This is a genomic window from Streptomyces sp. NPDC002306, assembly GCF_053593435.1.
In genome coordinates this window covers 14879-38891 of sequence record NZ_JBSFCK010000033.1, presented here as the reverse complement: position 1 = coordinate 38891, position 24013 = coordinate 14879, and the positions used below count along the sequence as shown (strand labels likewise).

Genomic DNA, 24013 nt, shown 5'->3' with positions numbered 1-24013 from the left:
CTGACCTTGTTCACGTGCTGGTGAACGTGTTGGGCTGGGCACAGACGGTGGGCCCGGACCGCGCGTACACGAATCCGGGTCCGTCGTGCAGAGTGTTCCGCCCGCGCGGGCATCTGCGGGTGGGTCAGGACTTGCCGCGGCTGGTGACGAAGTCACGGGCACGGTCCACCAGGCCGATCCCGGGAGCGAGGAGCTTGTTCGCGGGCGCCGTGTCGGGGGCGGAGGGGTGCGGGCGGGTGGGGGCCATGGACTTGGCGCGACGGACCTTGTCCCCGAGATCGTCGAGCATGTCGGAGGAACAGGCCTGGCGCAGCAGGGGGAAGAGGTTGTCCTCCTCGTCCCGCACGTGGGCCCTCACCTCGTCCATGAGCTGCGGCAGTAGCGGGCTCCCCACAAGGTCATCCGTGTCCGTCTTCTCGAGTTGCTTGAGGATCTTCTCGACCCGGCCGTGATCCGCGATCTCCTTGTCCGCGATCCGGTCGCCATCCTCGATGTGCTCGCGCACCGCCGGGTACAGATACTGCTCCTCGGCGACCGAGTGGCGCACGATTTCGATGGTGACCTCGTCCACGAGATCACGCAGTTCCTGCGTACCGCCGGTCATCGCCTGGATCTGGCCGAACATCTCGTCGACCTCTCGGTGGTCGGCCATCAGTTCCTCGATCACATTTCCGCCGTGCCCCATCGCACATCCACCTCTCGCTGGTCACCCCTGGGCCGGGGTCTCGGCCCAGGAGAACTTGTTGCAAGGCACCGATGAGAGACGTCTCCAGGGACGGTTGGGCCCCGGAGGCGTTGTCGTCGAACGGTGCACTCTGTACTCGGCTCCGGGGATCTCTGGGTGATCCCCGGAGCCCGTGTTGTTGCCTGCACGACGCTGCGCATGAGTGATCGCCCGCTCATGCTCGACGGCTCGCCGCGTCCGACCGGGGAAGTGAGGTCAGTGGTGACGCTTCTCCTGGCTCGCCTTCCCGCCCTTGTGGCCCGCTTCTCGGGCCTCTTCAGACGAGAACTGGCCGGCCGTACCCTTTCCCTCGGTCTCAGGGCCGCGCTTCGACGGAGCCTGACGCGTCTCGCGCTGCTTGTCGGGGTCCGCGTCCTTGCCGGTGCGACCGCTCTTGTGCTCAGCCATGGTGACGCCTCCTGCGAAGTCGGAACTCTGGGTGACTTCAGAGTCACACGCTGCCAAAAGGGCGGCATCTTGGATCGTCACCGTGAGTAACTCGTTCGCAAACTCCCGACCATCGGCGCCTGCACAGGAGCTGCCCGGGCATCGGAGTGCTTTCGCGACTCGAGGCGGCGCACCATGTGAACCTGACACTGACCTTTGCCTGCAGCACCTTCCGCTACATCCGAACAACCCTTCTGCCACCCGGTCCTGACCTTTGTGCACGCGCGCCGTCCCTGAATACCTCGGAGTGCGACAGGCGTATGCGGCCGTCCGCTGCAACACATGAAGGGCCTTCCCGGAGAAGGGCGTGTCCCTTTCAGCCCTTGTGATGAGTGCTGTGTGGCGCTTGGTGGCAGACTCCGTCGCGGACCATGTTCAGGTGCATAGCGACCACGGGCCGGGCCGTTCGGGCCGCGGCGACCACACCGGCGTTCGTTCCGTGCGCGATCTCCTGGTCGATGGCGGCCAGCGCCTTGCGGTGAGCGCCGTCCTGGGCTTTGAGCCACGCCTGATCGTAGGCGGAGCTTCCGGCCTTCGACTGCACCGCCTTCAGAGCCTTCTGCTGTGCCGCAGATGGTGCCGACGGCAATTTGGTGTGCGTCTTGTCCGCCAGCTTGCGCACCGAAGCGTCCAACTTGGTGTGGTCGAGAACCAAGGTCTGTCCAGCGTTCTTCACGCACGCGGTTGTGGCGTGCTTGCCGGCATCTCTACCGGCGGCGATCTCGGCGAGGTTGCCCTGGTGAACCTGCATGAGGAAGGCATGGTCCTGGCTCGCGGGAGAGGCTGCCGCGATGGCTTGAGGGGCGGAAAGGCCCGCCAGCGACGCTGCCGCGACAAGGGTGACGAGGGTGTAACGGCGCATGAGATCAACTCCTCGGTTCGATCAGGCCCGCGGGGCACGGGCCGTCTGATAGTCGGACATGGACGCCCCGCTTGAGTCGCGACTACGGGTGCCACATCCTGAACATCCGACACCTTTCAAAAGGGGATATTTCTGACTCGTGACGGCCCGGCGGCCGGCTTCGAACGGGGGTGAACCCGCCATGGGCCGTGAAGAGCGGTACGGCTTCGCGCAGTCCTAGCAGCGGGGCGGCGGTCTGCTGGCGTGCCCTGACTGTGTGCTGCAGTGACGTCGGTCCATTCTGCCCGGCAGGCCCTGATGAGCCGTCAATGCAGGCAACTGCCACGCACGTCAGCCGTCGCCGACAGGCCGACGCGGGCCCCACAGGTGTGGCGCACGGCAGCAGGCGCACGCAACGCGTGGTGCCGGAACGCGTGACGGCAGCCCGCGAAGAGCGGCGCGGTGCCTTACTGCGCTCCCATCGCAGAGGGTCGCCGCGTACGGTGAGGAACCCTCGGTGCGCGAACTCGCCGCAGCGGTCGGGCTGCCCCTGTCGACGGTCGTGAGGAGTCCCTGCAGGCCCGGATCGGGCGTGCTCTGTCAACGACGCCAGACCCCGTACCGTCACGGGCGATGGTCAGCGGCCGCAGTGCGGACACCGGCGGCTGCGCCACCCACGGATCGCGACCTCGGTGCCCGCGGCCCGCATCCGGATCAGGTGGTGGCTGACCGTCGACGGAGACAAGCCGACCGCGTCGGCCAACTCCCGCACCGACGGGTCCTCGCCGTACGCGGCGATCCATTCGCGATGAGCACGCGCCAGCGCCCCGCGCCACTCGGCGCCGGATGTCATGCGTGGGCCGCCTGCCGGGCGAGTTCCTTCGACGTCATGCGGGCCGCCGGCGTCCGGGCCGGACCCTGCCAGAACGGATGTGCGGCGATTTGGCGGGACACCTCTGCAGACGCCGCCGCTGCATGGCGGTGCCCTGTGCGGCCGGAGCGTGGGAGAAGGCGATGGCGCCCAAACGTGGCAGCGTCCACTGGTCGGAGTGAGGTGCGGGGTGAGGTGCGGCCACCGGTAATCAAAGCAGGGGGCGAGCGAGTGGTGGCCGCAGGCAGTGCGGACGTGCTGTCCGCGTGTCCACATGGAGCGGGCGGAGGCCTCGGACCCGCAGCCCGCATCGGGTCAGGTGCTCGTCGACGAGGACAGCCCGACCGCCGCGCCCGCTCAAGGGCCGGATCGGCTGATCAAGCTGTTGGCAAGCAGACTGGCAGACGGAAAGGCACGCGGGGCAGCCTGCGGGGGCGGTGCGAAGATCCTCTTCTTTTGGCGCCGGGTGGCGCGCCGACTGCCGCGCCCTAAATTCCTTGCAGGTAGGGGGTCGCGACTCACGGCACCTTCTTACGTCCCCATCGCGCCATGCTCCGCAGGACTGCGTTGCGTCCCCGGTTGGGTACGACCCAAAGGGTCTCGCCTCGGACACCCCAGCGTTCCAACAGGGCGTTGGCTGCCATGAAGCCACTCGTCGCCGCTCGTTCCATCAGGGCCACGGGCAATTCCGTGCGGACTAGGTCGCCGGCCACCATCAGGCCCGGGTCGGAAGTGCGGACGGGCGGGCGGTCGCTGTATCCGCCGACTGGGAACAGTGGGCAGTCGGCCCGCCATTCGTGCCGCTCGTCGACGATCTTCGCCGCGCTTGTCTCCGGATAGACGGCATGCAAGTGCGAGACCAGACGCTTTTGCTCCGCATTTCGGGCCGCGTCCTCCGGCCGGGCGTAGGCGTGAAGCTCCACCACTGATCCGCCGGTGCGAGCGGCCCAGCGGGACGCCTCGCCCTCCCATCGCTCGAGGACGCTGACGTTGTCCAGGCTGCCGTAGCCGCTGGTACCCAGGAAGCCTGGTCGGTCACGGGCGACTGGTCGGTCGAGCCAGAGCCGCGAGACCAGGAATGGCGGCGCATTGCGCAAGCGTGCCACCCGGTCCCGCCATGGTGCGTCGGCGAGGTGTGGAGAGTTGCCGACGACGGACCGCAGGCCGGACGTGTCCAGGGCCAGGACGACCGTGTCGTGCCGCTCCTCCGTATCCTCAGTGCCGATGATGAAGCCGCCGTCGGCCGTGGGCATGACGCTCTCCACAGATGTGGAGACACGGACATCGACGTCGTGAGCGCACAGATAGGCGGCCAGGGGTTTCCAAAGAGCCTCGGGAAAGGGTGCGTCGGGCACGTCGAAGAGCAGTCCCTCGGCCGAGCCGAGGAAGTAGATGTGGAACATCAGCACCATTTCCGCTGCGGACAGCTCTCTTGGGTCCGCGAAGAAGCTGCGCGAGAAGACCTCGAACGCGAGGTGGTGTGCGGCTTCCGGGAAACGGATCGACTCGAGGAAGTCGTACGCGCTGACGGCGTCAAGGTGCTCGTACACCTCGGGGACGCGGACGTCGAGGAGGGGCAGGGCGGCGACCGCGTTCATGCGGACCAGGTCGCGGAGGGCGAAGGTGGGGCTCAGAGCGACGAATCCGAGCGCGCTCCAGGGCGGGGTGCGCGGGACCCTGCGGAAGCTGTCCTGCAGCCCCCCGCTGTGGCGCAGCGGATAGTCGGGGAGAGCTGCCATTCCGTGCAGCCTTGGATCGGTGCGCCGCAGCAGTCCGCGCAGGTTGTAGTACTGACGGAAGAAGGCGTGGAAGCCTCGGCCCATTGTCACCGTGGTTCCGTCACAAAGACTCGCCGGCCAGCCGGCCAGACGCCCGCCGATATGAGGTTCGCGCTCGTAAAGCGTGACGCGCACGCCTCGTTCCGCGAGGGCTGTTGCGGCCGCGAGCCCGGCAATGCCGCCGCCCACGACAGCGGTCGTCGGGGGCGGGTCACCGGCGACCCGCAGCGCCCCGGGGACGGGGGTCAGCATCACAGCCCTCCGGTCCCTGCCGCGACGGGCCAGATCCTGACGCTGAGGCGAACTCATCGGTCGGTGACCGCATCGTGGACTGCACGTCTGGCGACGACAGTATGGGTGATGCCGGTCTGCCACCCTGGCAGAGGCAGAACTCGTACACGGTCAAACCCCGCCGACCGGACTCGGCCGCCGAACTCCTGCGCCGTGTCGAACTCGACGACGGTGCGCCACAGATGGCGATAGAGCGCACCGTCCCCCAGTGCGCTGGCAATGGGGAGCACGATGCCGCCGCATACCGCTGTCCAAACCGCGCGATGGGTGACCCGGCCACTGAGGATGTATTCGTGCACCGCGAGCCGCCCGCGCGGTAGGAGCAGATCGTGCACGGTTGCGAGCACGTCGTCGGGGTCGGCCGTGTTGCGGAACAGGTAGGCGGCGAACACCGCGTCGAACGCTTCCCCTACGCCCGCTTCCGGTAAACGCTCCACTGGAGAGTGGACAAAGCTGACGTTGTCTGACCAGGACTTGGCGACCGCCCGCTCCAGCATGCCGGAGGAAGCGTCTACAGCCGTGATGTCCGCATCGGGGAGCACGGCGGCAAGTGCGGCGGTGGAAGCCCCTGTACCACAGCCGAGGTCGAGCACTCGCCTGCCGCGCCCTCCGTCCGGCAGGCCAAGGCGCCGCGCGGAGCGTCGAAGATGGGCGTGGTAGCCGGGATTGGCAGCCACCATCACGTCATAGGTACGCGCGGCGTGGTCGAACGCGGCGGCCAGGGTTTCGTCGCGCAGCAGGATCATGCGGGCTCCGTGCGTTAAGTGTTGGGCGGCCCGGGAGGGCTGCGGTAGGCGGAGACGAAGGTCTGCGTCCGCGTCCCAGGTTCCGGTAAGGCGCGGCATGAAGGCAGCGGTCACTTCCCCCACCACCTATCAGCGATCTCACGCAGGCGTGCAAGCGATGCCGGCTACGCCGACTAGGGCGGCGAGTACTTCCTCGAGCTCACCGGTTTCATCCCGAGACGTGCCACGCGGTCGGTCAGTGGGCCGGATCTGCAAGGCGGTCACTGTGCAGGAAAGGGGCGGCGGGGCAGGTATGTGAGCTCCGCTGCGGCGCGAAGTATCGGCAGCACAGGGGTGTGAAGACCAACAAGAAGGTCTTCGTGGAGGCGGGTACGACCGTCAAGGAAACGCAACAGCCGCTCCATTGGAACCCGTGTGAAAAGGTGTGCGAAGAAGGCGGCGCCATCCACCCGGCCGCTATCCAGGGCGCGTAGCATCACAGCGTCCATGGCGCGAGAGCGCGCGGAATGCGCTGGTGGCGGCAGCGGGCGCCGCCCCGACAGCAGCGCGCTGGCGACGGCTTCCGTCTGACGCTGCAAGCCGGCGAAGGTGTAGCCCGTCGACGGCCGGGTCGCGCCCCCGGCGGCGCCGATGCGGAAGATTGACGGCGCGATCTGCCGGGCGAACGGAGCATCGGTCATGGGGATGGCGCCCGTTTCGGTCGAGATGACCTCAAGGTCAAGGAGGCCGAGGACGTCTTCGGTGTAATGCCGGAGCGCGGTTTCGTAACCGTGCCGGGACAGAACCGACGGGGAGAATTCGGTGTACTCCACGAGAGCCTGACGGCGGCTGATGGGCAACACGTATCCGAACGAGAGGCCCCGTGATGGTTGCGGCACGCGGAAGTCCATGAGCTCGACTGTGCGGGGGTCGAAGACCGGCCGTTCCGAGCGGACGAACCATCCATGGAAGTGCTGCAGCAACGTCGTGCGGGCCGACGGAAGACTGCCCAGCGGTCGCGAGTCGAAGAGCCAGCGCGCGCGTACGGTCAGCGGAAGCCCGGCGGCGGTTCGGGCATAGACCTGGGCTCCGTCGGTGACGGGCTCAAGCATGTCGACGGTAGCCTCAAGGCGCTGGACCTCTGCGTTCTGCGTGAGGTCGTACGCGATCAGGTTCTCGAAATCGTTCGAGCGGATCATCTTGTACCGCAGCGGCCCGATATCGTCCTCGATAACCCGGCCGTCTGGGGTGCGCACCCGCAGGCTCTTCCAGGCCGCGGTCATGGCCGCGTCATACCGTCCGCCGCCGCGTTCCCAGAAGCACCACGTACGGTGGGGCGGACGCAGTGGTCCCGGTGGGGCGTTGACCAAGACCACCGACAGTGGGCGTATCCCGGGCGTGGAGTACGACAGGAGATGGGCCAAGGACAGTCCCGCGGCTCCTGCCCCCACGATCGCGACGTCCGCCTGGAGCACGAGTGTTCCCTCCCGCTATGCATTGTTGGAAGTATTGCTGCTTGTGTGACCTCCCGAATGCAGGCCACGCTGGGCAGTTGAACACGCGGCAATTCTTTTTGCTGCCATTGCTGGTTTTGACATCGGGGCGACCGCGTGGCGAAGGACGTTTCCGGCAGACAGCGGGCCGTGCCGTCAAGGGGCTGCGGGTGGCGTGACAGTGGCTGAGGCCGGCCGGTCAGCGCCGGACTGTGAAGCCGGATCAGGTCGGCGTTGACGCTTGCACGCGCTCAGCGCGCTATGGCTCGGAGTCCGGCGCAGCCTCAGGGCGTGACCTGGGGACCCTACCGCTGGAGGCGGCGGCGGTCAGGAGATGTGCGACCCGTCAGAAGGTGCGCGCCGAAATCCTTGTCGGCCGGCGACTCGGGCGGCATGAGTAGGAGCGCCTCGCCCACGTATTCCATGCCATCGATCGTCGCAGCGTCGGTTCTCTCACCACGCGAAGCAGGGGCGAATCGGCCTGTCAGGCGAGTGATACCGGCTTTGCGTGACACGGTTCTACCGTGCCATGGGTTCCTGTCCGGATACTGACTGATCCACTTTCCACCGTTTGGAGCATCCCAGTCTGCCGTCGGTGCGGAAAGCCTATCGACAAGTCAGCTGCGATTACGACGAGAGGAATCGGCATGCCCCCCAGCAAGGCGACGGACGGCAGTGCGGCCGGAGTGTCGCCGGGCCCGACCCGCGCGTCCGGGCATCCCGTCCTGTCCGTGGAGCACCAGGACCTTGAGGCAGCCGCTCATCACCGCAACCAGCGTCCCGAAGACGAAACGCCCGGCCCTGTATGTGTTGACGTGGACGACCTCCACATCATTGATGCCGACGTCTCAGCGGCGGTGGGACGTCTGCTCGACCGACTTCTGGCCGAGCGCACTGCACACGCCGCCGCACTCGACTCTGTGTTCGCTTGCGACCTCGCCGAGCGCGTCACGCACTTCACTCTGGGAGGTGGCAAGCGCACTCGGCCACAGTTCCTGTGGTGGGCACTGCGGGCCTGCGGCGGCGCAACCCGAGACGCGGAGGCGGCCCTGCGTGTCGGCGTCGCTCTCGAACTGATCCAGACCTGCGCACTGGTGCACGATGACGTCATGGACGGCTCCCGGTTGCGTCGCGGGCGGCTCGCCCTGCACGCTGATGTCGAAGCCCAGTACGCTGAAGCGGCCTCGTCCGCGCCAAACAAGCGCTTCGGCGAGGCGGCGGCGATTCTCGCCGGGGACCTGGCGCTGGCATGGGCGGACGACGTGTTCGCCGACACCGATTTCGCCTTGGACACCGCGGGTCGGGTACGCAGCCTGTGGAGTGCCATGCGCACGGAGATGGTGGCCGGGCAGTACCTGGACATCCAGGGCCAAACCACTTCGTCACGTTCCATGGCCCATGCGATCCGAGCCGCTTGTCTCAAGAGCGCTCTGTACTCCGTTGAGCGGCCACTGGCTCTCGGCGCCGCCCTCGCCGGCGCTAGCACCGCGACGACCGCGGCCCTGTGCGCGGCGGGCCGCTGTGCCGGCATCGCTTTCCAGCTCCGCGACGACCTCCGCGACGTGTTCGGCAGTCCGCGCCACACCGGCAAGCCCTCGGGCGGGGACATCCGCGCAGGCAAACCCACCTACCTGGTCGCTGTGGCCTGGGCCCGGGCCACAGCGACCGACGACCACCGCGCCCTCGCGACTTTGGAGAGGGCACTTGGCTGCGCCAACCTGTCCGAGGACGGTCTTACCGAGGTGCGGAGCGTCCTCGTCGGCACCGGCGCACAGGAGACGGTCGAGGCGAAGATCGAGCGGCTGGTCGCGCAGGGCATGCGCCATCTCGACACTGCTGAGCTTGAGCCCGAAGGCCGCCGACGTTTGCGTGAACTGCTGCACTCCACCACCGCGCCACCCCGTGCCCCGTGGTGGTCTGTGGGCTCACACGGCGCCGCGGACGGAATGCCTGGGCCGCTGCCGTCCATTTCCGGTGGGGAAGGTGCTTCTCCATGACCAAGACGATCCTCGGGCGTACGGACCACGTTGTAGTCATCGGCGCCGGGCTCTCCGGGCTCTCAGCCGCGCTGCACCTGCTCGGCGCCGGGCGCCGGGTCACCATTGTCGAGCGCGACCCGCTGCCCGGAGGCCGAGCCGGACGCCTGGTGCGCGGCGGCTACCACATCGACACCGGCCCCACCGTGCTGACCATGCCCGACCTCGCTGACGAGGCCTTCGCTGCGGTCGGCGACAGCCTGCGCGGGCGCGTCGACCTCATTGCTCTTCACCCGGCCTACCGGGCCCGGTTCGCCGATGGCAGCAGCCTTGATGTACACACCGACGCTGAAGCCATGGAGGCGGAGGTTGAGCGCTTCGCCGGCGCCGGCGAGGCAGCAGGTTACCGGCGGCTGCGCGACTGGCTCAAACGGCTCTACCGGGCCCAGATGCGGCACTTCATCGACGCCAACTTCGACTCCCCACTGCATCTGCTGACCCCGGACCTTGGCAGGCTCGTAGCACTCGGTGGTTTTGGCAGGCTGGACGCGCATATCGGACGCTACCTGCGGGACGAGCGTCTGCGTCGCGTCTTCTCCTTCCAGGCCCTGTATGCGGGCGTGCCGCCGGCGCGTGCGCTGGCTGCTTACGCCGTCATCGCCTACATGGACACGGTCGCTGGCGTGTACTTCCCCCGCGGCGGCATGCACGCTGTGCCGCAGGCCATGGCAGACGCTGCTGCCGATGCGGGAGCAGACCTGCGTTTCGGACAGGAAGTCACCCGGCTCGAACGCTGCGGCAACCGCATCACCGCCGTAGTGACCAGCCAAGACCGCATTCCGTGCGACGCCGTCATCCTCACCCCGGACCTGCCCGTCGCCTACCGACTCCTCGGCCACGTGCCCCGTCGACCCCTGCGGCTGCGGCACTCGCCATCGGCCGTTGTCCTGCACGCGGGCACCGACAGAACCTGGCCCGGACTCGCCCATCACACACTGTCGTTCGGCGCCGCATGGAACCGCACCTTCGACGAACTGACCCGCAGCGGCCAACTCATGAGCGATCCCTCCCTGCTCATCACTCGCCCGACGGCCACAGACCCAAGCCTCGCCCCACCCGGCCATCACCTGCACTACATCCTCGCGCCCTGCCCCAACACCGACATCGGACCGGACGCCACCGAGTGGGGCGACCTGGCGCCGCGCTACCGCGACAGCATCCTGAAAGAACTCGAACGGCGCGGCCTCGACGGCATCAGTTCCAGCATCAAAGAGCAGTGCCTTGTCACCCCGGCCGACTGGCAGGCACAAGGACACGCGGCGGGCACCCCCTTCTCAGCAGCCCACACCTTCGCGCAGACCGGCCCGTTCCGCCCCCGCAACCTCATCCGAGGCACCGAGAACGCCGTGCTCGCCGGATGCGGCACCACGCCAGGCGTGGGCGTGCCAACCGTAGTGCTGTCCGGCAAACTCGCTGCGGCGCGGATCACCGGTCGCACGGCCCGCCCTGCCCGCAGGACACAGGCCACATCGGAAGTGGGACCCTCGTGACCGACCGCGAACTCGACGCAGCAGGCATCACCCAACCGGCACTACGCGACGCCTATGCGCGCTGTCGGCAGCTCAACGCCCAACACGGCAAAACCTACTTCCTCGCCACCCGGCTGCTGCCGATCGACCGCCGACCGGCCGTCCACGCGCTCTACGGCTTCGCCCGCTGGGCCGACGACATCGTCGACTCTATGGACGCCACCGCCACAGCCGGCAAGCGCTCGGCGGCCTTCACCCGTCTCCAGACGGGCCTGGAACAGGGACTCCGGGGCGCAGAAAGCACCGAACCCGTGGTCCTGGCGCTCGCCGACACAGCCCGGCGCTACGCCATCGACCACCGGCACTTCACCGACTTCATGGCATCCATGCGCAGCGACCTCCAGGTCACCGACTACGCCACCTACGACGACCTGCGGAAGTACATGCACGGCTCCGCCGCGGTCATCGGATTGCAAATGCTGCCGGTCCTCGGCACGACGGTCCCACGCGAGGAGGCCGCACCGCACGCGGCCGCCCTCGGCGTCGCCTTCCAGCTGACCAATTTCCTGCGGGACGTCGGCGAAGACCTGGACCGCGGCCGCGTCTACCTGCCCGCCGACCTGCTGAGGGCGCACGACGTAGACCGGGACCTGCTCCACTGGAGCAGAAGCACCGGACACCGCGACCGCCGGATCACCGAGGTGCTGAGGGCGGCCGAGCACCTCACTCGCGGTGTCTACCGTGAGGCGGCGCCCGGGCTCGCGATACTCGACCCGCTGTGCCGCCCGTGCATCCGGACGGCCTTCGTACTGTACGGAGGAATCCTCGACGCCATCGCCGTCGATGGGTATGCCGTGGTGCATCGCCGTGCCGTGGTCCCCCGTCGGCGACGCGTTGCGGTTGCCCTGGACGGCCTGGTGCGCGCGTCTGCGGCCCGCACGAAATTGCGTGCAGACCCCCGGCGGGCCGCACACTCGGCTTCGAGCCGGTTGCGAACCGGCACGTCCCGACCCTCGTCCGAGCGGGTCCATGAGGAGGTCGCGTGAGTTCCCACCGTCCCGCCCCGCGTGGACGCTGGCCGCTGTCGCTGCGTTCGCGTCCGGTGCCCTGGGAGCGCCAGCGTCCCACCTGGCACGAGGCCAGACCCGCTGTGATCGCGCAGGCATTGAAGCGGGCGCAGGCCCGCCCCTCCGGCAACTGGTACGTCATCGGCGCCACGCGCAGCGTCCCTCACGACCAGCCCCTCGCACGGACTGTCGCCGGACAGGAAGTCGTCGTATGGCGCGACACTGAAGGCCGGCTCGTCGCTGGACCCGGGGCGTGCCCGCACCTTGGCGCGCCACTGCGGGACAGCCCCGTGCGCTGCGGCACGCTCGTGTGCCACTGGCACGGACTCGCCCTGACAGGCAAGCCATTTCCGGGCTGGGACCCGCTGCCCGTACACGATGACGGGTTGCTGACATGGGTGAGGCTCGACAGCGAAGGCGGCGAGCCGCCGTTGGTCGCGCCGGTCGTCCCGGTCAGACCCGCGCTGGCAGGCGGAGTGCCGGCCGTCTACGTGGGCATCGGGACCTGCGAACCGGAGGATGTCGTCGCCAATCGGTTGGATCCGTGGCACGGCGCCTGGCTGCACCCGTACTCCTTCGTCGATCTCACGGTCGTTGACACACCTGAGTTCGGACAGAGTGACGCGCAGGTCGAGGACAGTTTTGCCGTCGATGTCTCCTTCAGACTGGCCGGGCGGCTGGTGGTGCCGGTGCGGGCTGTCTTCACCGCTCCCGACCCGCGTACGGTCGTCATGCGCATCGTGGAAGGCGAGGGGCAGGGATCCGTTGTCGAGACGCATGCCACCCCGCTCGGTCTCGACGAACGGGGCAGGCCGCGGACGGCCGTAGTGGAAGCGGTGGTAGCTGCCTCCGATCGTCGAGGCTTCGTCGTGGCGCGCGCGCTGGCCCCGTTGCTGCGGCCGCTCATGCGGGCCGCAGCCGGACGACTGTGGCGCGACGACCTCGCGTACGCCGAGCGGCGCTGGCAGTTGCGCTCCACGGGCCGCTTCCCTGGCTGAAGCATTCGCATGCCCGTTACGGAGGGGCCGTGATGCATCGTCACGCTGGCGTGACTCGCGGGCCGTACGGCGCCCTGTTGACGCTGATGAACGACGAGCCCTCCGAGGCCAGCCGGTCCCGGAGGCGTGTTCCAGCCCCATGGCCTGCAAGGACTGCTCAACGAGAACGGGCCTGGTCGGTCACCCGGCCAGCAACCCGGCGCCCTGCCTGCGATGACAAGGCGGCGGTGCTCAGTCGGCGGGCTGAACGCAGCGCCCGTCACGGTGCCGTCGTCCTTTTTGGGGTCAATCCAGCTCGCCAGTGTCGGCCGACGGTGGTGGTGTTCGTCCTGACCGCGGGGCAAGCCGCGGACAGTTCGCGGTTCATCCCGGTGGTCGGGAAGTTCCAGGGCCGGGGTCCCGGCGGCCGCCCCCGAACCCCGCTGGACGCGGTTGCCGCCGACGAGGCCTACTCATCCCGCGGCAACTGCGTCCACCTGCCAGGCGCGGCATCAGGCGGCCGGCAGCGCCACCGGGACCCGCCCGTCGGCGACGGCTCCCGCGCGCGGAGCAGGCGGAGGGCCCGTTCCGGGCTGCGGGAGCAGTTCGAGGGGTGATATGGCGGTTCCGGTCGAACGCACAGTGGCGCGAGATGCATCCTGGCCAACTTGCAGGTGTAACTGGAGGGGCGCGCTTACCCTGACAGGCTCGGTTCCCGCGACCGCCCGTGCTGGCGGCCCAGCCCACCGTGAACGAGTCGGCCCAATGCGGCCCGGCCCCAGGGGGCTTCCAGCGGCGTGGCGATGTCAGACCCACGCGACACCGTGGCTGATGTGCCGCCCCGGCACATTGCCTGCCACCCTGGTGAGCCCTGCTTCCAGGCGTACTGGGACGATCCGCAAGCCGCGCCGCTTCGTCGGCTATACGGGGAGCCATCCCAGGCAACGGGATCTGCTGGACAGTGTTTAGGCTTCACCCATGCTGACCAGCGAGGACGAGTTGTACGAGGCCGTCAGGCGACTGGCTGCGGGAGTTGCTCTGGAGCAGGCGCTCGATGTGATGGACCCGGACTCCTGGATCAACCTTGACTTCGGGGTCCGCGAACTGGCCTGGCGGCTGCCGGAGTTGTTCCACTCGCATGCGTCGCCGTCCGGACGGCGGATGAATTGGGATCCGGGTGCGTCGATGCCCCGCGTCATGTGGCCCCAGACGCCCGGTGATGCCGAACTCGCTGTCGCCCTCTGTCATCCCGACGGCTGGATCCGCGAGGCCTCGCTGAACCATGCCGAGGAGCGGCCCGCTCTGCTTGCGCTGGTCGTCATCCGCTGCGCGGACTGGTCGAAACCGGTACGCGAACGGGCTCGCGCGCTCCTGGCTGCGACACCCCCGCACCGGCTGGCCACACACACCGCGCTGATCCTGCGGGTCGGCCGCCGCTCCCGGGGCGGCTTCGCTCAGGAACTGCTCATTGGGGCGCTTCGCGCGGGCCCAGCCGCGCAAGTCGAGGCGCTGCTCGACAGCGGCGACCGGGCCACGGCCCGCCTCGCGCATCGCGTCGCCCTCGATCGGCGGCTGCTCCCCGCAGCGCGGCTCGCTCAGACCGCCGCCCGCCACCGCGACATCGTCGTGCAGGACCTGTGCGCCGATGCGGCAGTGGCTACCCTGCGTGCAGGCACCATCGAGGAGTTCACCGAGATCGTGGCACCGCTGCTCGGGTCCCGGCAGCCACGGGTCAGGTCGGCGGGGGTGACCGCGCTACGCCGCACCGGGCGGCACGCCGAGGCCGAGCCGTACCTCACCGACCGGTCCGCCGTGGTGCGGGCGTGTGCCCGATGGATGCTGCGGCAAGGCGGCACCGACCCGGCACCGCTGTACCGCGCGCTGTGCGCCGACCCCGCAGCCCGGCCCGCCGTCGCCGTGGGCCTCGGCGAGTGCGGGGTTCCCGAGGACGCGGACCTGCTCCGGACGCTGCTCGCGCACCCGGTCCCCAGGGTACGCGCCTGCGCGGTGGCCGGACTGCGGGCGATGGAGGCGGTGCGTGTCGACGACGTACGGCCGCTCCTGAACGACCCGTCAGCGGCAGTGGTGCGGCAGGCGACCGCGGCTCTGCTGCCGTGGGCCGACCGCGTACCGCAAGAACTGCTGCGCGCCCTTTTGGCCGCCGACCGTCCGCGCCACCAGCGGGTCGCGGCGAACCGGCTGCTGCGGTCGGTCGAGGTGTACGCCTCGAGCCCCTCTCCTGCGACCGCTCCCCGCCTGGGTGAGGTTGGCTAGTCTGCTGCGATGCCCAAGAAGACAGAATCGGAACTAGTGATCGACCTACGGGGTCGGTCGATCGAGACGCTCGATAACTTCTGGGACGCCGTCACCGAACCATGCGGCCTGCCCCAATGGTTCGGCCGGAACACGGAGGCCTGGCGGGACACGACCCAGACCCGAGGTATCTCCGAGATCATCGACAGTTACGACGTCCTGGCCGTCCACGTAGACAGACAGGGAATCTTCGCCGCGCGTGACCGTGACGCCCGGGCGCTGCGCAGCGCGTTTGCGGGGCCGCAGTCGCGACTGGTCGTGCACGAGCCGACCTGATGGCCGCGCTGTGGGCCGGTCATCCCGGCTCAACGGCGGGCTCAGATCAAGATGGCCGCCAGGTGCAGGGCCGCGTGATAGACCCGGGCGAGCTCATTGGTGCGACGTTGAACCACGCCATTGCCTCCAGCAGTTGATGCACCGCTCGACGGAGTTGCGCTCCTTATGCGCTGCGGCATCGAACCCCGGCGGGCGGCCTCTGACACGGCCCCGCCGCAGCTGGTGTCCGACCTGGTCGGCGGGTCGCGGAATGACTGCGTGGATGCCGCGCCGACGGAGATGTCCGTGGATTGCACGGGAGGAATACGCGCGATCCGCGAGAACGGCCTCCGGCCGGGTCCTGGGGCTGCCGAGTCCGCTGCGTGGAACCCGGGTTCGTACCATGACGGCGTCGAATGCGTGAGCATACCGGCGTGGCCTGAGGTGACGTGGAGGGCCAACGGCCGTGCCTCGATGCCAGCCGCCAGATGACCGAGGAGTCCGCGTCGGCAATGGTGGCCCTGATCCCTGAGGTGCTGCCCGCGGTAGGCAGCACTGGAACTGACCGCCGAGGCTGAGCCCCACGGGTCTTGTGCGGGTGTGGGAGAGCCATCCTCCAAGTCTTGGTCTGTGAAACGCGTCCGGGCGCTCGGTGCGGGCTGAGGACCCAGGAACCGCACCCCCCTCGACTGTGCCCCCACCGCGGCGTGCCGTCGCGCTCCTCGCACGACGACCCGGCTGGCGAGCGGCACGCACCGCAGGCCGCCGCCGGTAAGCTGCGCCGGTGCGCACGGTCGAGGTGTTGTTGGACGAGGCGGCGGACCTCGTGGTCCGGGAGGCTTGGCGACGGCTCGCGGATGCTGGGCTGCCCAGTCAGGCGCGCCATTGCTCGCCGACCAACAGCCCGCACCTGACTCTGGTCGCCTGCCCGGAGCTGACCGCTCCGATTCGCTGGGAACTTGCCGCGGTGGCCGCCGCCCTGCCGCTGTCGGTGCGGTTCACCGGTGTGGTCCGCTTCGAGCGGCCGACCTCGGTACTGGCGTGGTCGATTGATCTCGACTTTGCTCTGGCCGCCTTGCACGAGCAGGTGTGGGACGCGGTGGTCTCGGACAGTCCGCCTGAGACCCTCAACCCTTTCCATGCTCCCGCGCGCTGGAGACCGCACGTCACCCTCGGTCGTTCCCGGCGGGCCGGCGCCTTCGCGGGTCGGCGGATTCCCGAGCTGCTGCCGGCGCCTCCCGTGTCGGTCCGGCTCACCACCTTGCGCAGCTACGACACCGAGACCGGTGCCCTGGAGGTGCTGGAGCCCCGTACCTGAGACGAGGCCGCGCCCTCGGATGCTCAGTGCACACCCTGCTGCGGCGCCCGGGCCGGTCGTGTCGGCGGACGGCCGGGGCGAGGGCTCTCCAGCCAAGGCGGCTACAGCAGGAACGACGCATCCTCACGACCGCTGATTCGTCCGCCTGACGAGGCCCTCGCCTGACCGGCGGGTGTCTCGTCGCTTGCTCAGCCCTTCGGCCGGACAGCGGTCGTACGTGACCAGTGTTGCTGATTCAGGGGCGCCGATGAGCTCGGAAGAGACGGACGGAGACAGGACTGCTCTCATCGGGCGCGTCGAGGACTTCGACTGCGTCGACGAGGAGGCCGTTGTTGACGAGAAGGCTTTCCCACAACGTGGGTGAGAGCAGCCACATGTGGACGGACAACGGGTCACCTCCGGCGAGCGGTAAGCCTTCCGGTCGTGCGGCGACGGTAGGTGATGGCACGCGGCCGTCCGAGTTGGTGTGAAGGATGGAGAAGATCAGCAGCCCGCCGGGCTTCAACGCGATACTCAGAGCCGGGAGCAGGCGGTGTGGATCGATGTAACCGAAGCTGTGGATCGAGTAGATCACGTCGTACGGCTTGGCCCGCCCCAGGTGCTCGACGGCGTCGGCGTGGATGAGGTTGAGTCCTGGCAGAGCGCCGTACCGGGCGAGGGCGCGTTCGTGCTGGGTGGGGGAGGCCTCGACGGCGTCGACCACGGCGCCGTGCTCCCGCACCAGGTGGGCGGCGTATTTGCTGATCCCGGAGCCGAGGTCGAGGACCCGCTTGCCGGACAGGTCGCCCAGGACCTCGGACCCCGGCCCGTTCGGCCAGAAGCCCCAGGAGATGCGGTCGGCATCGGGGATCTCCGTTGCACGGCCGATGTGATGCCGTCCGTACGCGGTCCAGGCCGAAAGGTTGGTCTCTTCGCTGTTCAAAGGCGTCTCCTCCGTTCGAGTGCGGTGTCGCGGACGTAGGGCGTAGGGCGAAGCAGGACAGCCGGTCGAGGTCGACGGCCGTCACGGCGGACCAGCGTGAGGTGAGGAACTCGACGCCGGGGGCGGTGATGCCCAGGCCCTTGAGGGGATTGCCGTCGGCTCATCGGTCGGCGAGCTCGGTGACCACCCAGAACGTGACGCCAGGGACGAGGAGTTGACGGACTCGGTCCCAAAAAATGTCCTTGTGCGTGATGGGCCGGAAGGCGAGCCGGCGCGTGATGACCACGTATGCCGAGTCCGGCAGTTCGTCCATGCGGTCGGTGGCGAAGTCCATGGCCTGGAAGTGGGGGCGGTCGGCCGCCAGGGCGGTACCTGTGGCGAGGGCGATGGCGCTGGGCGTGCAGATGCCGGGTAAGGGAACCGTCGCCGCAGCCCACATCGCCATGGGATGCGGGCGATGTCGGAGTACGACTTCGTGCAGCACACGATGTTGGTACGGGCTTCGCACTACCTCACGCCAAAGGAAGCCGTGGCGTAGAGGAGTTCGCCCGGTACGGGGACGACATCGCCCTGTCGGCCGCAACGCTGTCACATGGCGCGCAAGCCCCGGTCGGTGAAAGCAATCAGCCATTCGAAGCTCTTGTCGATGTCGGTGCTCCACTTGAAGCCGCCTGCCGCTTCCAGGGTGGCGAAGCCGTGGCAGAGGCTGCGGAACATACGCAGGGCGTGGTCCATGTCGGACTCGTCGATTCCGTAGCCGCGTAGAACGGCCCGGAACACATCGAACAGCCGTTGGGTGGCAAGGGCCATGGGGTCGTCCGGACCTGTGGGTTCCATGCCGGTCGTCGCGGCGTAGCGGCCGGGGTGGGAGATCACGAGGGTGCGGAAGGCGCGCAGCGCGGCGGCCAGGGCGTCACGACCCGCGACTCCCTGAACTGCAGCGCCGACGGCGTCGGCGGCCTGGACCGTCGCCAACGCCGCGATGCGCCGGACGAGGTCCTCCTGTCCGCCCACATGCTTGTACAGGGACGGCGTGCGCACGCCCAGGCGCTCGGCCAGCAGGGCCATGGTCAGGCGGCCCAGGCCCACCTCGTCGGCGAGGTCGGCGCCGGCCGCGACCACGGTCGCGGAATCCAGGCCCGCCCTAGGCACGGGCGGCGTCCGTTCGCAGGAAGGAGAGCATCAGCGAAACCACCTGCTCAGGGTACTGGTCGTGCGGGTAGTGCCCGGCACCTTCGATCATTTCGAGGCGGCCGAGGCCGGTGGGCAGGTCCTCGACGATCGCAACACCTTCGGCATGCGGGTCGGCCCAGTCGGGATCGTCGGTGCCCATGATGACCAGGACCGGGCAGCGTACGTTGCTGAGCTGGGCGCCGGCATCGGTGGGCGTGGTGCGGCCCATGCCCTGCAGCGCCTTCATGCGACCCGGCTCGCGCAGCATCGCCTCGACGCGGCCGACCCGCTCGTCGAAGTCGGCCGGCTTCACGCCGGGGTAGGCCACCTCCAGATAGGAGCGCCACGCCGGAACACTGCCCAGCATGATGGCACGCATCAGCCGCAGCAGGCCCTGCCGCAGGCGCTTGCTGCGCAGATCGCCCAGACCCGTCGACTGCTTGCGGGTGAAGGGCCCCAGCTCGACCACCGCGGTGACCAGCTCCGGCTCCCGCGCCGCGGCGATGGTGGCGCCGCCGCCGGAGATCGAGTGGCCGACGAGCACCGCCGGGCCGCCCAGGTGCCGTATCACGGCGAGCAGGTCACCGGCGATGGCGGAGCGGTTCCAGTCCGGCCAGTTGGTGCTGGACTCGCCGCAGCCGCGCAGGTCGACGGCGGCGACCCGGTAGCCCGCCGCGATCAGTTGCGGGGTGACGGCGCGGTAGGCGGCGCGGTGGTCGCCCATGCCGTGTGCAAGGACGACCAGCGGGCCGGAGCCCGCCACGTCGTAGGCGATCGTGCCACCGTCGACGGCGAGGTGCTCGGTCATGATGTCTCCCAAGATTGGTTAGCCGCGTCAGCCACGTGGCTAATGTCGTTAGCTGAAAGCTAGTGTCATTAGCTTGCGGTGTCAACAGCCGGATGCCCAGGGCAGGTTGAGGGGAGATCTGCGCTCGCTCGACAGGAAACAGTCCGCCGGTCGTGCTCCGAGGGCCGAAGCGCCGTCGTGGCAAGCGCCACCGGTCAATACCGGACGGGGCAGCACACCGGGCCGGACCTTGCCCTGTCCGAGTCGGGGCCGCCCCGCAACCGGTCGGCACTCACGGGAATCGCAAGGCCTCAGCCGTTGACTGGTCCCCGTCCCGTACGTCCGAGGTGCTGTCGGCGCCGGACGGAGCATGCCTTTCAAGGCCACGCGTTCGCCGCCTGGCGGCCTGTGCGCCCGTGTGGGCACCCGTGACTCGAGCAGCCGGGCATCGATGCCGTAGATCCGCGCCTGGCACCCCACCCGCGGGAGGTGTCTGCCGTCGACGTGGTCGTCGTTCGCACCGCGCGGCAGACCAGGAGGGCCGGAACAACCGGGACGGGACGCAGATCGAGGCCGGCGGGAGAGCGGACCGCAGCCCGGCAGTCTCACCTGGCGCTGTCGCTTCCCATCGGATCTGAACAGCGCAAAGAAGACGTGGTGGGTGTACGGAACGGTCATCCGCAGGTCGGACCACGCGTAGATCCGCGACTACGCCGTCTACCCAGCCTCCAGGCCCAGCGGCTGGCGGACCGGGGACCTTCCCTGCGGCCGGTCGCACGCGCGCACCCGACCGCACGCGCGAGGCCTCCCCGATGCCAGTGGGCGCGGGCCAGTGGAGCGTTCCGCCGGTCGTGCGCACTGTCACGAGGGTGAGAGATCCGGGCCCCTTCACTGTCGTCGAGTGAGAGACGCCCAGGTGACGTGCTGACACGAAGGCCAGAGATCGCACCGAAAGCGGAACGAACGAGTTCGCCCCGAGCTCCGTCATGTTGATGAATTGATCGGGAGACGCGCCCGGGGTCCGAACTCCCCAGGGGCTACGTGGCACCCGGCGAGACGGAGCGCGCACGCTCCAGAAGGAGGCCACTGATGCGGATCAGCATTTCACGCCGACGCGGCGCCGATATGTCGACGCGGTCGCGGCGGCTGCCGCTGTACTCGGGCATGATCGTGGTCGTGGCCGTGCTGGCGACCGCCTGTTCGGCGCAGGGCGGTGGCGGGGAGGCCGAAGGGTCATGCGCGATCGCTGCCATGTACGGGGGACGCACCTATACGCAGGTGGCCAACGTCGATTTCACCGTAGGCAAAGCGCTCGGTCCCGCCGAGTTCCCGCCCTGCGATGACACACCGGGCCACAACGACTATGGGGCAGGGCCCGAACCGACCACGGCCTATGCCGTCGACGGCTTGAATCCACGAATCGCCATCGCGCTGCGGTACACCTCGGACGAGGTCATGCTCCTTGCCGTCCAACCCGGTGGCAGCATGCCTCCGGAGGTCAAGGCCCTGGCACGAGGCTAGACACTCTGCTGACCAGGTGGACACGAGGGATTTCGCGCATGCGGAGGCCTCGATCGCAGGTCGTACTGTCCGACCCGTCATCTATGACAGCCTGCTCCAATGCGTGCGACCCGGCTGGCGTCAGTGGTGCCGGAGGGCCGTCGTCGTGGGTCAAGGGCGTGAGCACCCGCACTGGCCACGTTGCCGTGCGGGCCGCCCGGCCCATGACGAAGGCGCCTCGTGACGACGGACGTCACGGGGGATTTGCTTGACGATGCACTGACCTTGCGTTGTCAATGCGCCTGAACCAGGCTCTACGTCCTTGGCATCGGCATCCGGCAGCACCGTCAAGGAATTCCTGAGACCTCACATTGACGACCTGGACTCCTACTCCGACTGCAGACCGCACGCCGGACCGGGATGCAGACGCGGCATCTTCATGACCTCGGCCTGATCAGGTGTTTCCTTGGTCGGAGCACAGGATCAGGCCGAGGCGACTGAGGTGCCCGGCGATTCCCGGGTGAGCGACCAAGGCCGAACCGTCGTTCGGCCCCGCCAGCCCCGGAAGGGTTGGCACCCCCCCCCGGAGCGCGGCCCGGGGGGTGCACCGTTCAGCGACGCCAGGTCGCACCGTCCCGCAGTACCGGGGACCGGGCCGCGAGGACCGCACTGGTCTTGTTCACGAGCAGCACTGGCACGCGAGTCTGAGCAGCACTCGAAAGCTCCTCAGAAATAACCCAGTTCATGACTTTAGGCAGAACAGTCGAGAGTTCAGCAAGGGACCCACGTGCCGAGAGACTTGGAGGGCCGGTGCCTGATTTCGATGAGCGGAGTGAGTGCCCGCGACAGCAACTGCCGTCTGCTGCCGATCCGACGGCCCGGCCTCACTTCAGATGTCGGGTGAAGAACTGGGCCGATGCGTCCCCCGCAAACTGGGGGACACCGGTGTGCCCTCCCATGTTGGCGTGCAGGGACTTCTCCTTCGATCCGAAGGCGTCGAACAGGTCGAGGGCCGCCTGCCGGTCGTTGCCTTCGTCGTCCCACTGCAGCAGGACATGCAGCGGAATGGTGACCTGCCGGGCCTCCTCGAACATGGCGCGAGGCACCAAACTCCCGGCGAAGAAGCCGGCGGCCACGATGCGCGGTTCGACCACTGCCAGTCGGATGCCGATGGAGATCACTCCCCCCGAGTACCCGACCGGGCCGCCGATCTCGGGCAGTGACAGGAGAGCGTCCAGGGCGGCCTGCCACTCCGGGACCGCCTTGTCGACCAGCGGGAGGATGAGGGCGTCGATGATTTCGGCGCTGACCCGCTCGCCGGCCTCCATCGCCCGGCGCAAGTCAGCACGGGCCTGCTCGGCGGCGGGCCAGCGAGGCCGATCGCCGCTTCCGGGGAGCTCGATGGTGGCCGTGGCGAAGCCCTCTGCCGCGGAATGCCGGGCCCGGGCAACCAATCGGGGGTACATCTTGCGCAGCCCGAGGGGAGGGTGGCCGAGCAGGATCAGTGGCGCTGGTGCGGATGAGGATCCGGGCGTCCACAGGATGCCGGGGATCTCGCTGAGGGTGAATTCGCGTTCGAGGACGCCGTCGTCGAGGCGCTGCTCAGAAGTGAAATGCATGGTCGTGCCTTTCGGGAGTGCACTGGGATGGCGCTCCCGGACGACCTGTCTATCGTCCGGCCGTGACCCCGAAGGGGAGCACCCATGTCGATACTGCGTTCACGGGTACCACCTCCTCGATCTCTCGCACGGCTTCCGGAAACGTAGCAGGGGACGCCTTCGTCCGCCAACGGCTTTTGCTGTCTCGGCGGCATCGCCGAAGAGCGACCACTCGGGAAGTGGGGTCCGCTGGCACTTCCGCTCCTCATGAACGTCGAACACGACGCACCGCCGACGCTTCCCAAACTCGTCTACAGGTGCTGTTGGTTCGGCCCTCGCGAACGAAGCCAACCGCACCGAATGGGAGGGGCAGTGGCTACCGCGCGGGCACCGCTGGATGCGCCCCCGCGTCGATGCCTCGGTGCCTGTGGCCCGGATCCGGGTAGGGGGTGGCTGACGTCAAAGCTGGTGCCGCATCAAGCATCGTTCGCCCTGTCGAGTCGCGGGCCGGGTTGGCGTCGTGCTGGAGTACGTAGTCTCGCGACTTGCATTCACATTGGCGCCTTGCGAACCCACCGGCTTTGCCCGACGACGTGGTGACCGAGACGTTGAAGCGGGCTCTCGCGGACCGGGCGCATGAGTTCGAGGCTGCGACCGTCTTGGTAGGGAGCGCGTTGAACGACGATGATCAAGAGTTCGTCACGCCCTGTGTACGCGGAACTGGACCGTACGAACTCGCTGGCGGAGAGGGGGCACCGTACGGGAAGCTGCACCCGTGATGGAGCGAGGAGCCGCAGTTCGGACTGTCGAAGAAGAGTTGGAGCGCGACTATCGAAGGTGGCGGCCCGCAGGTGTGGATGTGGTGCGCATGACTGTGGTCCGTGTCGAGGAGCGCGAGCTGGTGTGGATCGTCTTCTGCCAGTCCGAGGAGTTCGCGCGCACCCGGAAAAAGGAACACATGGTCCTCGGCGAAGGGCCCTACCTGGTCGACCGCGTCGACGGTGGACTACACCAGATCGGCATCGTCTCCTCGAAGATGGGGGAGTGGGAAGCCGACTACCGAGCCCGGATACGTGGGCTGCCGGTGCGCACCGCAGTAGATGATCTGCATGATGTGCTGCGCGGGATCGCCGCTACGCGCGGACGCATGCACGCCGTGCGGGATCTGCGCCAGAAGCTGCCCGAACTGTCGCCTGCGGAGGCCATCGAGTACGTAAGCGCGCTGCTGCAAGGTGATGTTCCAGCGCATCTCATAGCCGTAGCTTCCGACAAGCTCGTAGAACCCATCGACCCGATCCTCGCCGTACGGACGCTTCGCCCCGGATTGAGATGACTGTGGGCCGCCAGTCCGCTCCGGATCCCGCTTCGCCGGCGCAGAGGGCTTGTCCTTTTGGCTATCCGCGGCACGGCGACAGTCTCAGCAACGGA

Annotated in this window: 21 protein-coding genes and 1 pseudogene; 9 read left to right on the top strand and 13 right to left on the bottom strand. The window is 68.5% G+C overall.

Going from position 1 to position 24013, the window contains the following annotated elements; all coding sequences use genetic code 11:
• Positions 1 to 124 precede the first annotated feature (124 nt).
• The 7 genes from ACWCQK_RS34475 to ACWCQK_RS34445 form a co-directional block, all read right to left on the bottom strand.
• A complete protein-coding gene (locus ACWCQK_RS34475) occupies positions 125 to 685 on the bottom strand; it encodes a hemerythrin domain-containing protein (RefSeq protein WP_451161890.1) in 561 nt (186 codons plus the stop codon).
• 255 nt (positions 686 to 940) lie between these two features.
• Positions 941 to 1132, bottom strand: a complete 192-nt coding sequence (locus ACWCQK_RS34470; RefSeq protein ID WP_451161888.1) for a KGG domain-containing protein — start codon at positions 1130 to 1132, stop codon at positions 941 to 943.
• Positions 1133 to 1487: 355 nt separating this feature from the next.
• A complete protein-coding gene (locus ACWCQK_RS34465) occupies positions 1488 to 2033 on the bottom strand; it encodes a DUF4142 domain-containing protein (protein WP_451161886.1) in 546 nt (181 codons plus the stop codon).
• 616 nt (positions 2034 to 2649) lie between these two features.
• Positions 2650 to 2865 (bottom strand): LexA family protein, encoded by a 216-nt coding sequence (locus ACWCQK_RS34460; protein ID WP_451161884.1) that lies wholly within the window; start codon positions 2863 to 2865, stop codon positions 2650 to 2652.
• A 536-nt stretch (positions 2866 to 3401) separates the two neighbouring features.
• Positions 3402 to 4913, bottom strand: coding sequence for an FAD-dependent oxidoreductase (locus ACWCQK_RS34455; RefSeq protein ID WP_451161882.1), 1512 nt, complete (start codon positions 4911 to 4913; stop codon positions 3402 to 3404).
• A gap of 53 nt (positions 4914 to 4966) precedes the next feature.
• On the bottom strand, positions 4967 to 5698 hold the full coding sequence (locus tag ACWCQK_RS34450; RefSeq protein WP_451161880.1) for a methyltransferase domain-containing protein: 732 nt from the start codon (positions 5696 to 5698) through the stop codon (positions 4967 to 4969).
• A gap of 260 nt (positions 5699 to 5958) precedes the next feature.
• Positions 5959 to 7152, bottom strand: coding sequence for a lycopene cyclase family protein (locus ACWCQK_RS34445; RefSeq protein WP_451161878.1), 1194 nt, complete (start codon positions 7150 to 7152; stop codon positions 5959 to 5961).
• Positions 7153 to 7817: 665 nt separating this feature from the next.
• Here ACWCQK_RS34445 and ACWCQK_RS34440 point away from each other — a divergent pair.
• The 6 genes from ACWCQK_RS34440 (at position 7818) to ACWCQK_RS34415 (ending at position 15308) form a co-directional block, all read left to right on the top strand.
• Positions 7818 to 9167, top strand: a complete 1350-nt coding sequence (locus ACWCQK_RS34440) for a polyprenyl synthetase family protein (protein WP_451161876.1) — start codon at positions 7818 to 7820, stop codon at positions 9165 to 9167.
• Positions 9164 to 10696 (top strand): phytoene desaturase, encoded by a 1533-nt coding sequence (locus ACWCQK_RS34435; RefSeq protein ID WP_451161874.1) that lies wholly within the window; start codon positions 9164 to 9166, stop codon positions 10694 to 10696. The genes ACWCQK_RS34440 and ACWCQK_RS34435 overlap by 4 nt, the downstream gene beginning before the upstream one ends.
• Positions 10693 to 11721: a phytoene/squalene synthase family protein gene (locus ACWCQK_RS34430; protein WP_451161872.1), complete on the top strand. Its 1029-nt coding sequence runs from the start codon at positions 10693 to 10695 to the stop codon at positions 11719 to 11721. The genes ACWCQK_RS34435 and ACWCQK_RS34430 overlap by 4 nt, the downstream gene beginning before the upstream one ends.
• Positions 11718 to 12740: a DUF5914 domain-containing protein gene (locus ACWCQK_RS34425; RefSeq protein ID WP_451161870.1), complete on the top strand. Its 1023-nt coding sequence runs from the start codon at positions 11718 to 11720 to the stop codon at positions 12738 to 12740. Before ACWCQK_RS34430 ends, ACWCQK_RS34425 begins: the two co-directional genes overlap by 4 nt.
• Before the next feature lie 957 nt (positions 12741 to 13697).
• Entirely contained in the window at positions 13698 to 14993 is a 1296-nt protein-coding gene (locus tag ACWCQK_RS34420) for a HEAT repeat domain-containing protein (RefSeq protein WP_451161868.1), read from the top strand.
• Positions 14994 to 15002: 9 nt separating this feature from the next.
• A complete protein-coding gene (locus ACWCQK_RS34415) occupies positions 15003 to 15308 on the top strand; it encodes a barstar family protein (RefSeq protein ID WP_451161866.1) in 306 nt (101 codons plus the stop codon).
• A gap of 41 nt (positions 15309 to 15349) precedes the next feature.
• On the opposite strand, the pseudogene ACWCQK_RS34410 reads toward ACWCQK_RS34415, so the two are convergent.
• A pseudogene (locus ACWCQK_RS34410) lies at positions 15350 to 15778 on the bottom strand (transposase); the annotation flags it as partial.
• Positions 15779 to 16071: 293 nt separating this feature from the next.
• On the opposite strand from ACWCQK_RS34410, the gene ACWCQK_RS34405 reads away from it, so the two are divergent.
• Positions 16072 to 16605 carry a 2'-5' RNA ligase family protein gene (locus ACWCQK_RS34405; RefSeq protein ID WP_451161864.1) on the top strand — a complete coding sequence of 178 codons (534 nt, stop codon included), beginning with the start codon at positions 16072 to 16074 and terminating at the stop codon, positions 16603 to 16605.
• Positions 16606 to 16840: 235 nt separating this feature from the next.
• Here the strand turns inward: ACWCQK_RS34405 and ACWCQK_RS34400 are convergent, their stop codons facing one another.
• From ACWCQK_RS34400 to ACWCQK_RS34385, 4 genes are all read right to left on the bottom strand, one after another.
• Positions 16841 to 17527 carry a class I SAM-dependent methyltransferase gene (locus tag ACWCQK_RS34400; protein ID WP_451161862.1) on the bottom strand — a complete coding sequence of 229 codons (687 nt, stop codon included), beginning with the start codon at positions 17525 to 17527 and terminating at the stop codon, positions 16841 to 16843.
• 160 nt (positions 17528 to 17687) lie between these two features.
• The gene (locus ACWCQK_RS34395; RefSeq protein ID WP_451161860.1) at positions 17688 to 17972 is read right to left on the bottom strand and encodes a hypothetical protein; all 285 of its coding nucleotides are present in this window, start codon (positions 17970 to 17972) and stop codon (positions 17688 to 17690) included.
• Between the two features lie 143 nt (positions 17973 to 18115).
• Entirely contained in the window at positions 18116 to 18649 is a 534-nt protein-coding gene (locus tag ACWCQK_RS34390; protein ID WP_451161935.1) for a TetR/AcrR family transcriptional regulator, read from the bottom strand.
• Between the two features lie 22 nt (positions 18650 to 18671).
• The gene (locus ACWCQK_RS34385) at positions 18672 to 19508 is read right to left on the bottom strand and encodes an alpha/beta fold hydrolase (RefSeq protein ID WP_451161858.1); all 837 of its coding nucleotides are present in this window, start codon (positions 19506 to 19508) and stop codon (positions 18672 to 18674) included.
• 1068 nt (positions 19509 to 20576) lie between these two features.
• On the opposite strand from ACWCQK_RS34385, the gene ACWCQK_RS34380 reads away from it, so the two are divergent.
• Positions 20577 to 21008: a DUF6281 family protein gene (locus ACWCQK_RS34380; RefSeq protein ID WP_451161856.1), complete on the top strand. Its 432-nt coding sequence runs from the start codon at positions 20577 to 20579 to the stop codon at positions 21006 to 21008.
• Positions 21009 to 21871: 863 nt separating this feature from the next.
• On the opposite strand, the gene ACWCQK_RS34375 is transcribed toward ACWCQK_RS34380, so the two are convergent.
• Positions 21872 to 22606 (bottom strand): alpha/beta hydrolase, encoded by a 735-nt coding sequence (locus tag ACWCQK_RS34375; RefSeq protein WP_451161854.1) that lies wholly within the window; start codon positions 22604 to 22606, stop codon positions 21872 to 21874.
• A gap of 757 nt (positions 22607 to 23363) precedes the next feature.
• Between ACWCQK_RS34375 and ACWCQK_RS34370 the strand changes: the two genes are divergently transcribed.
• Positions 23364 to 23918 (top strand): YrhB domain-containing protein, encoded by a 555-nt coding sequence (locus ACWCQK_RS34370; RefSeq protein WP_451161934.1) that lies wholly within the window; start codon positions 23364 to 23366, stop codon positions 23916 to 23918.
• Positions 23919 to 24013 lie beyond the last annotated feature (95 nt).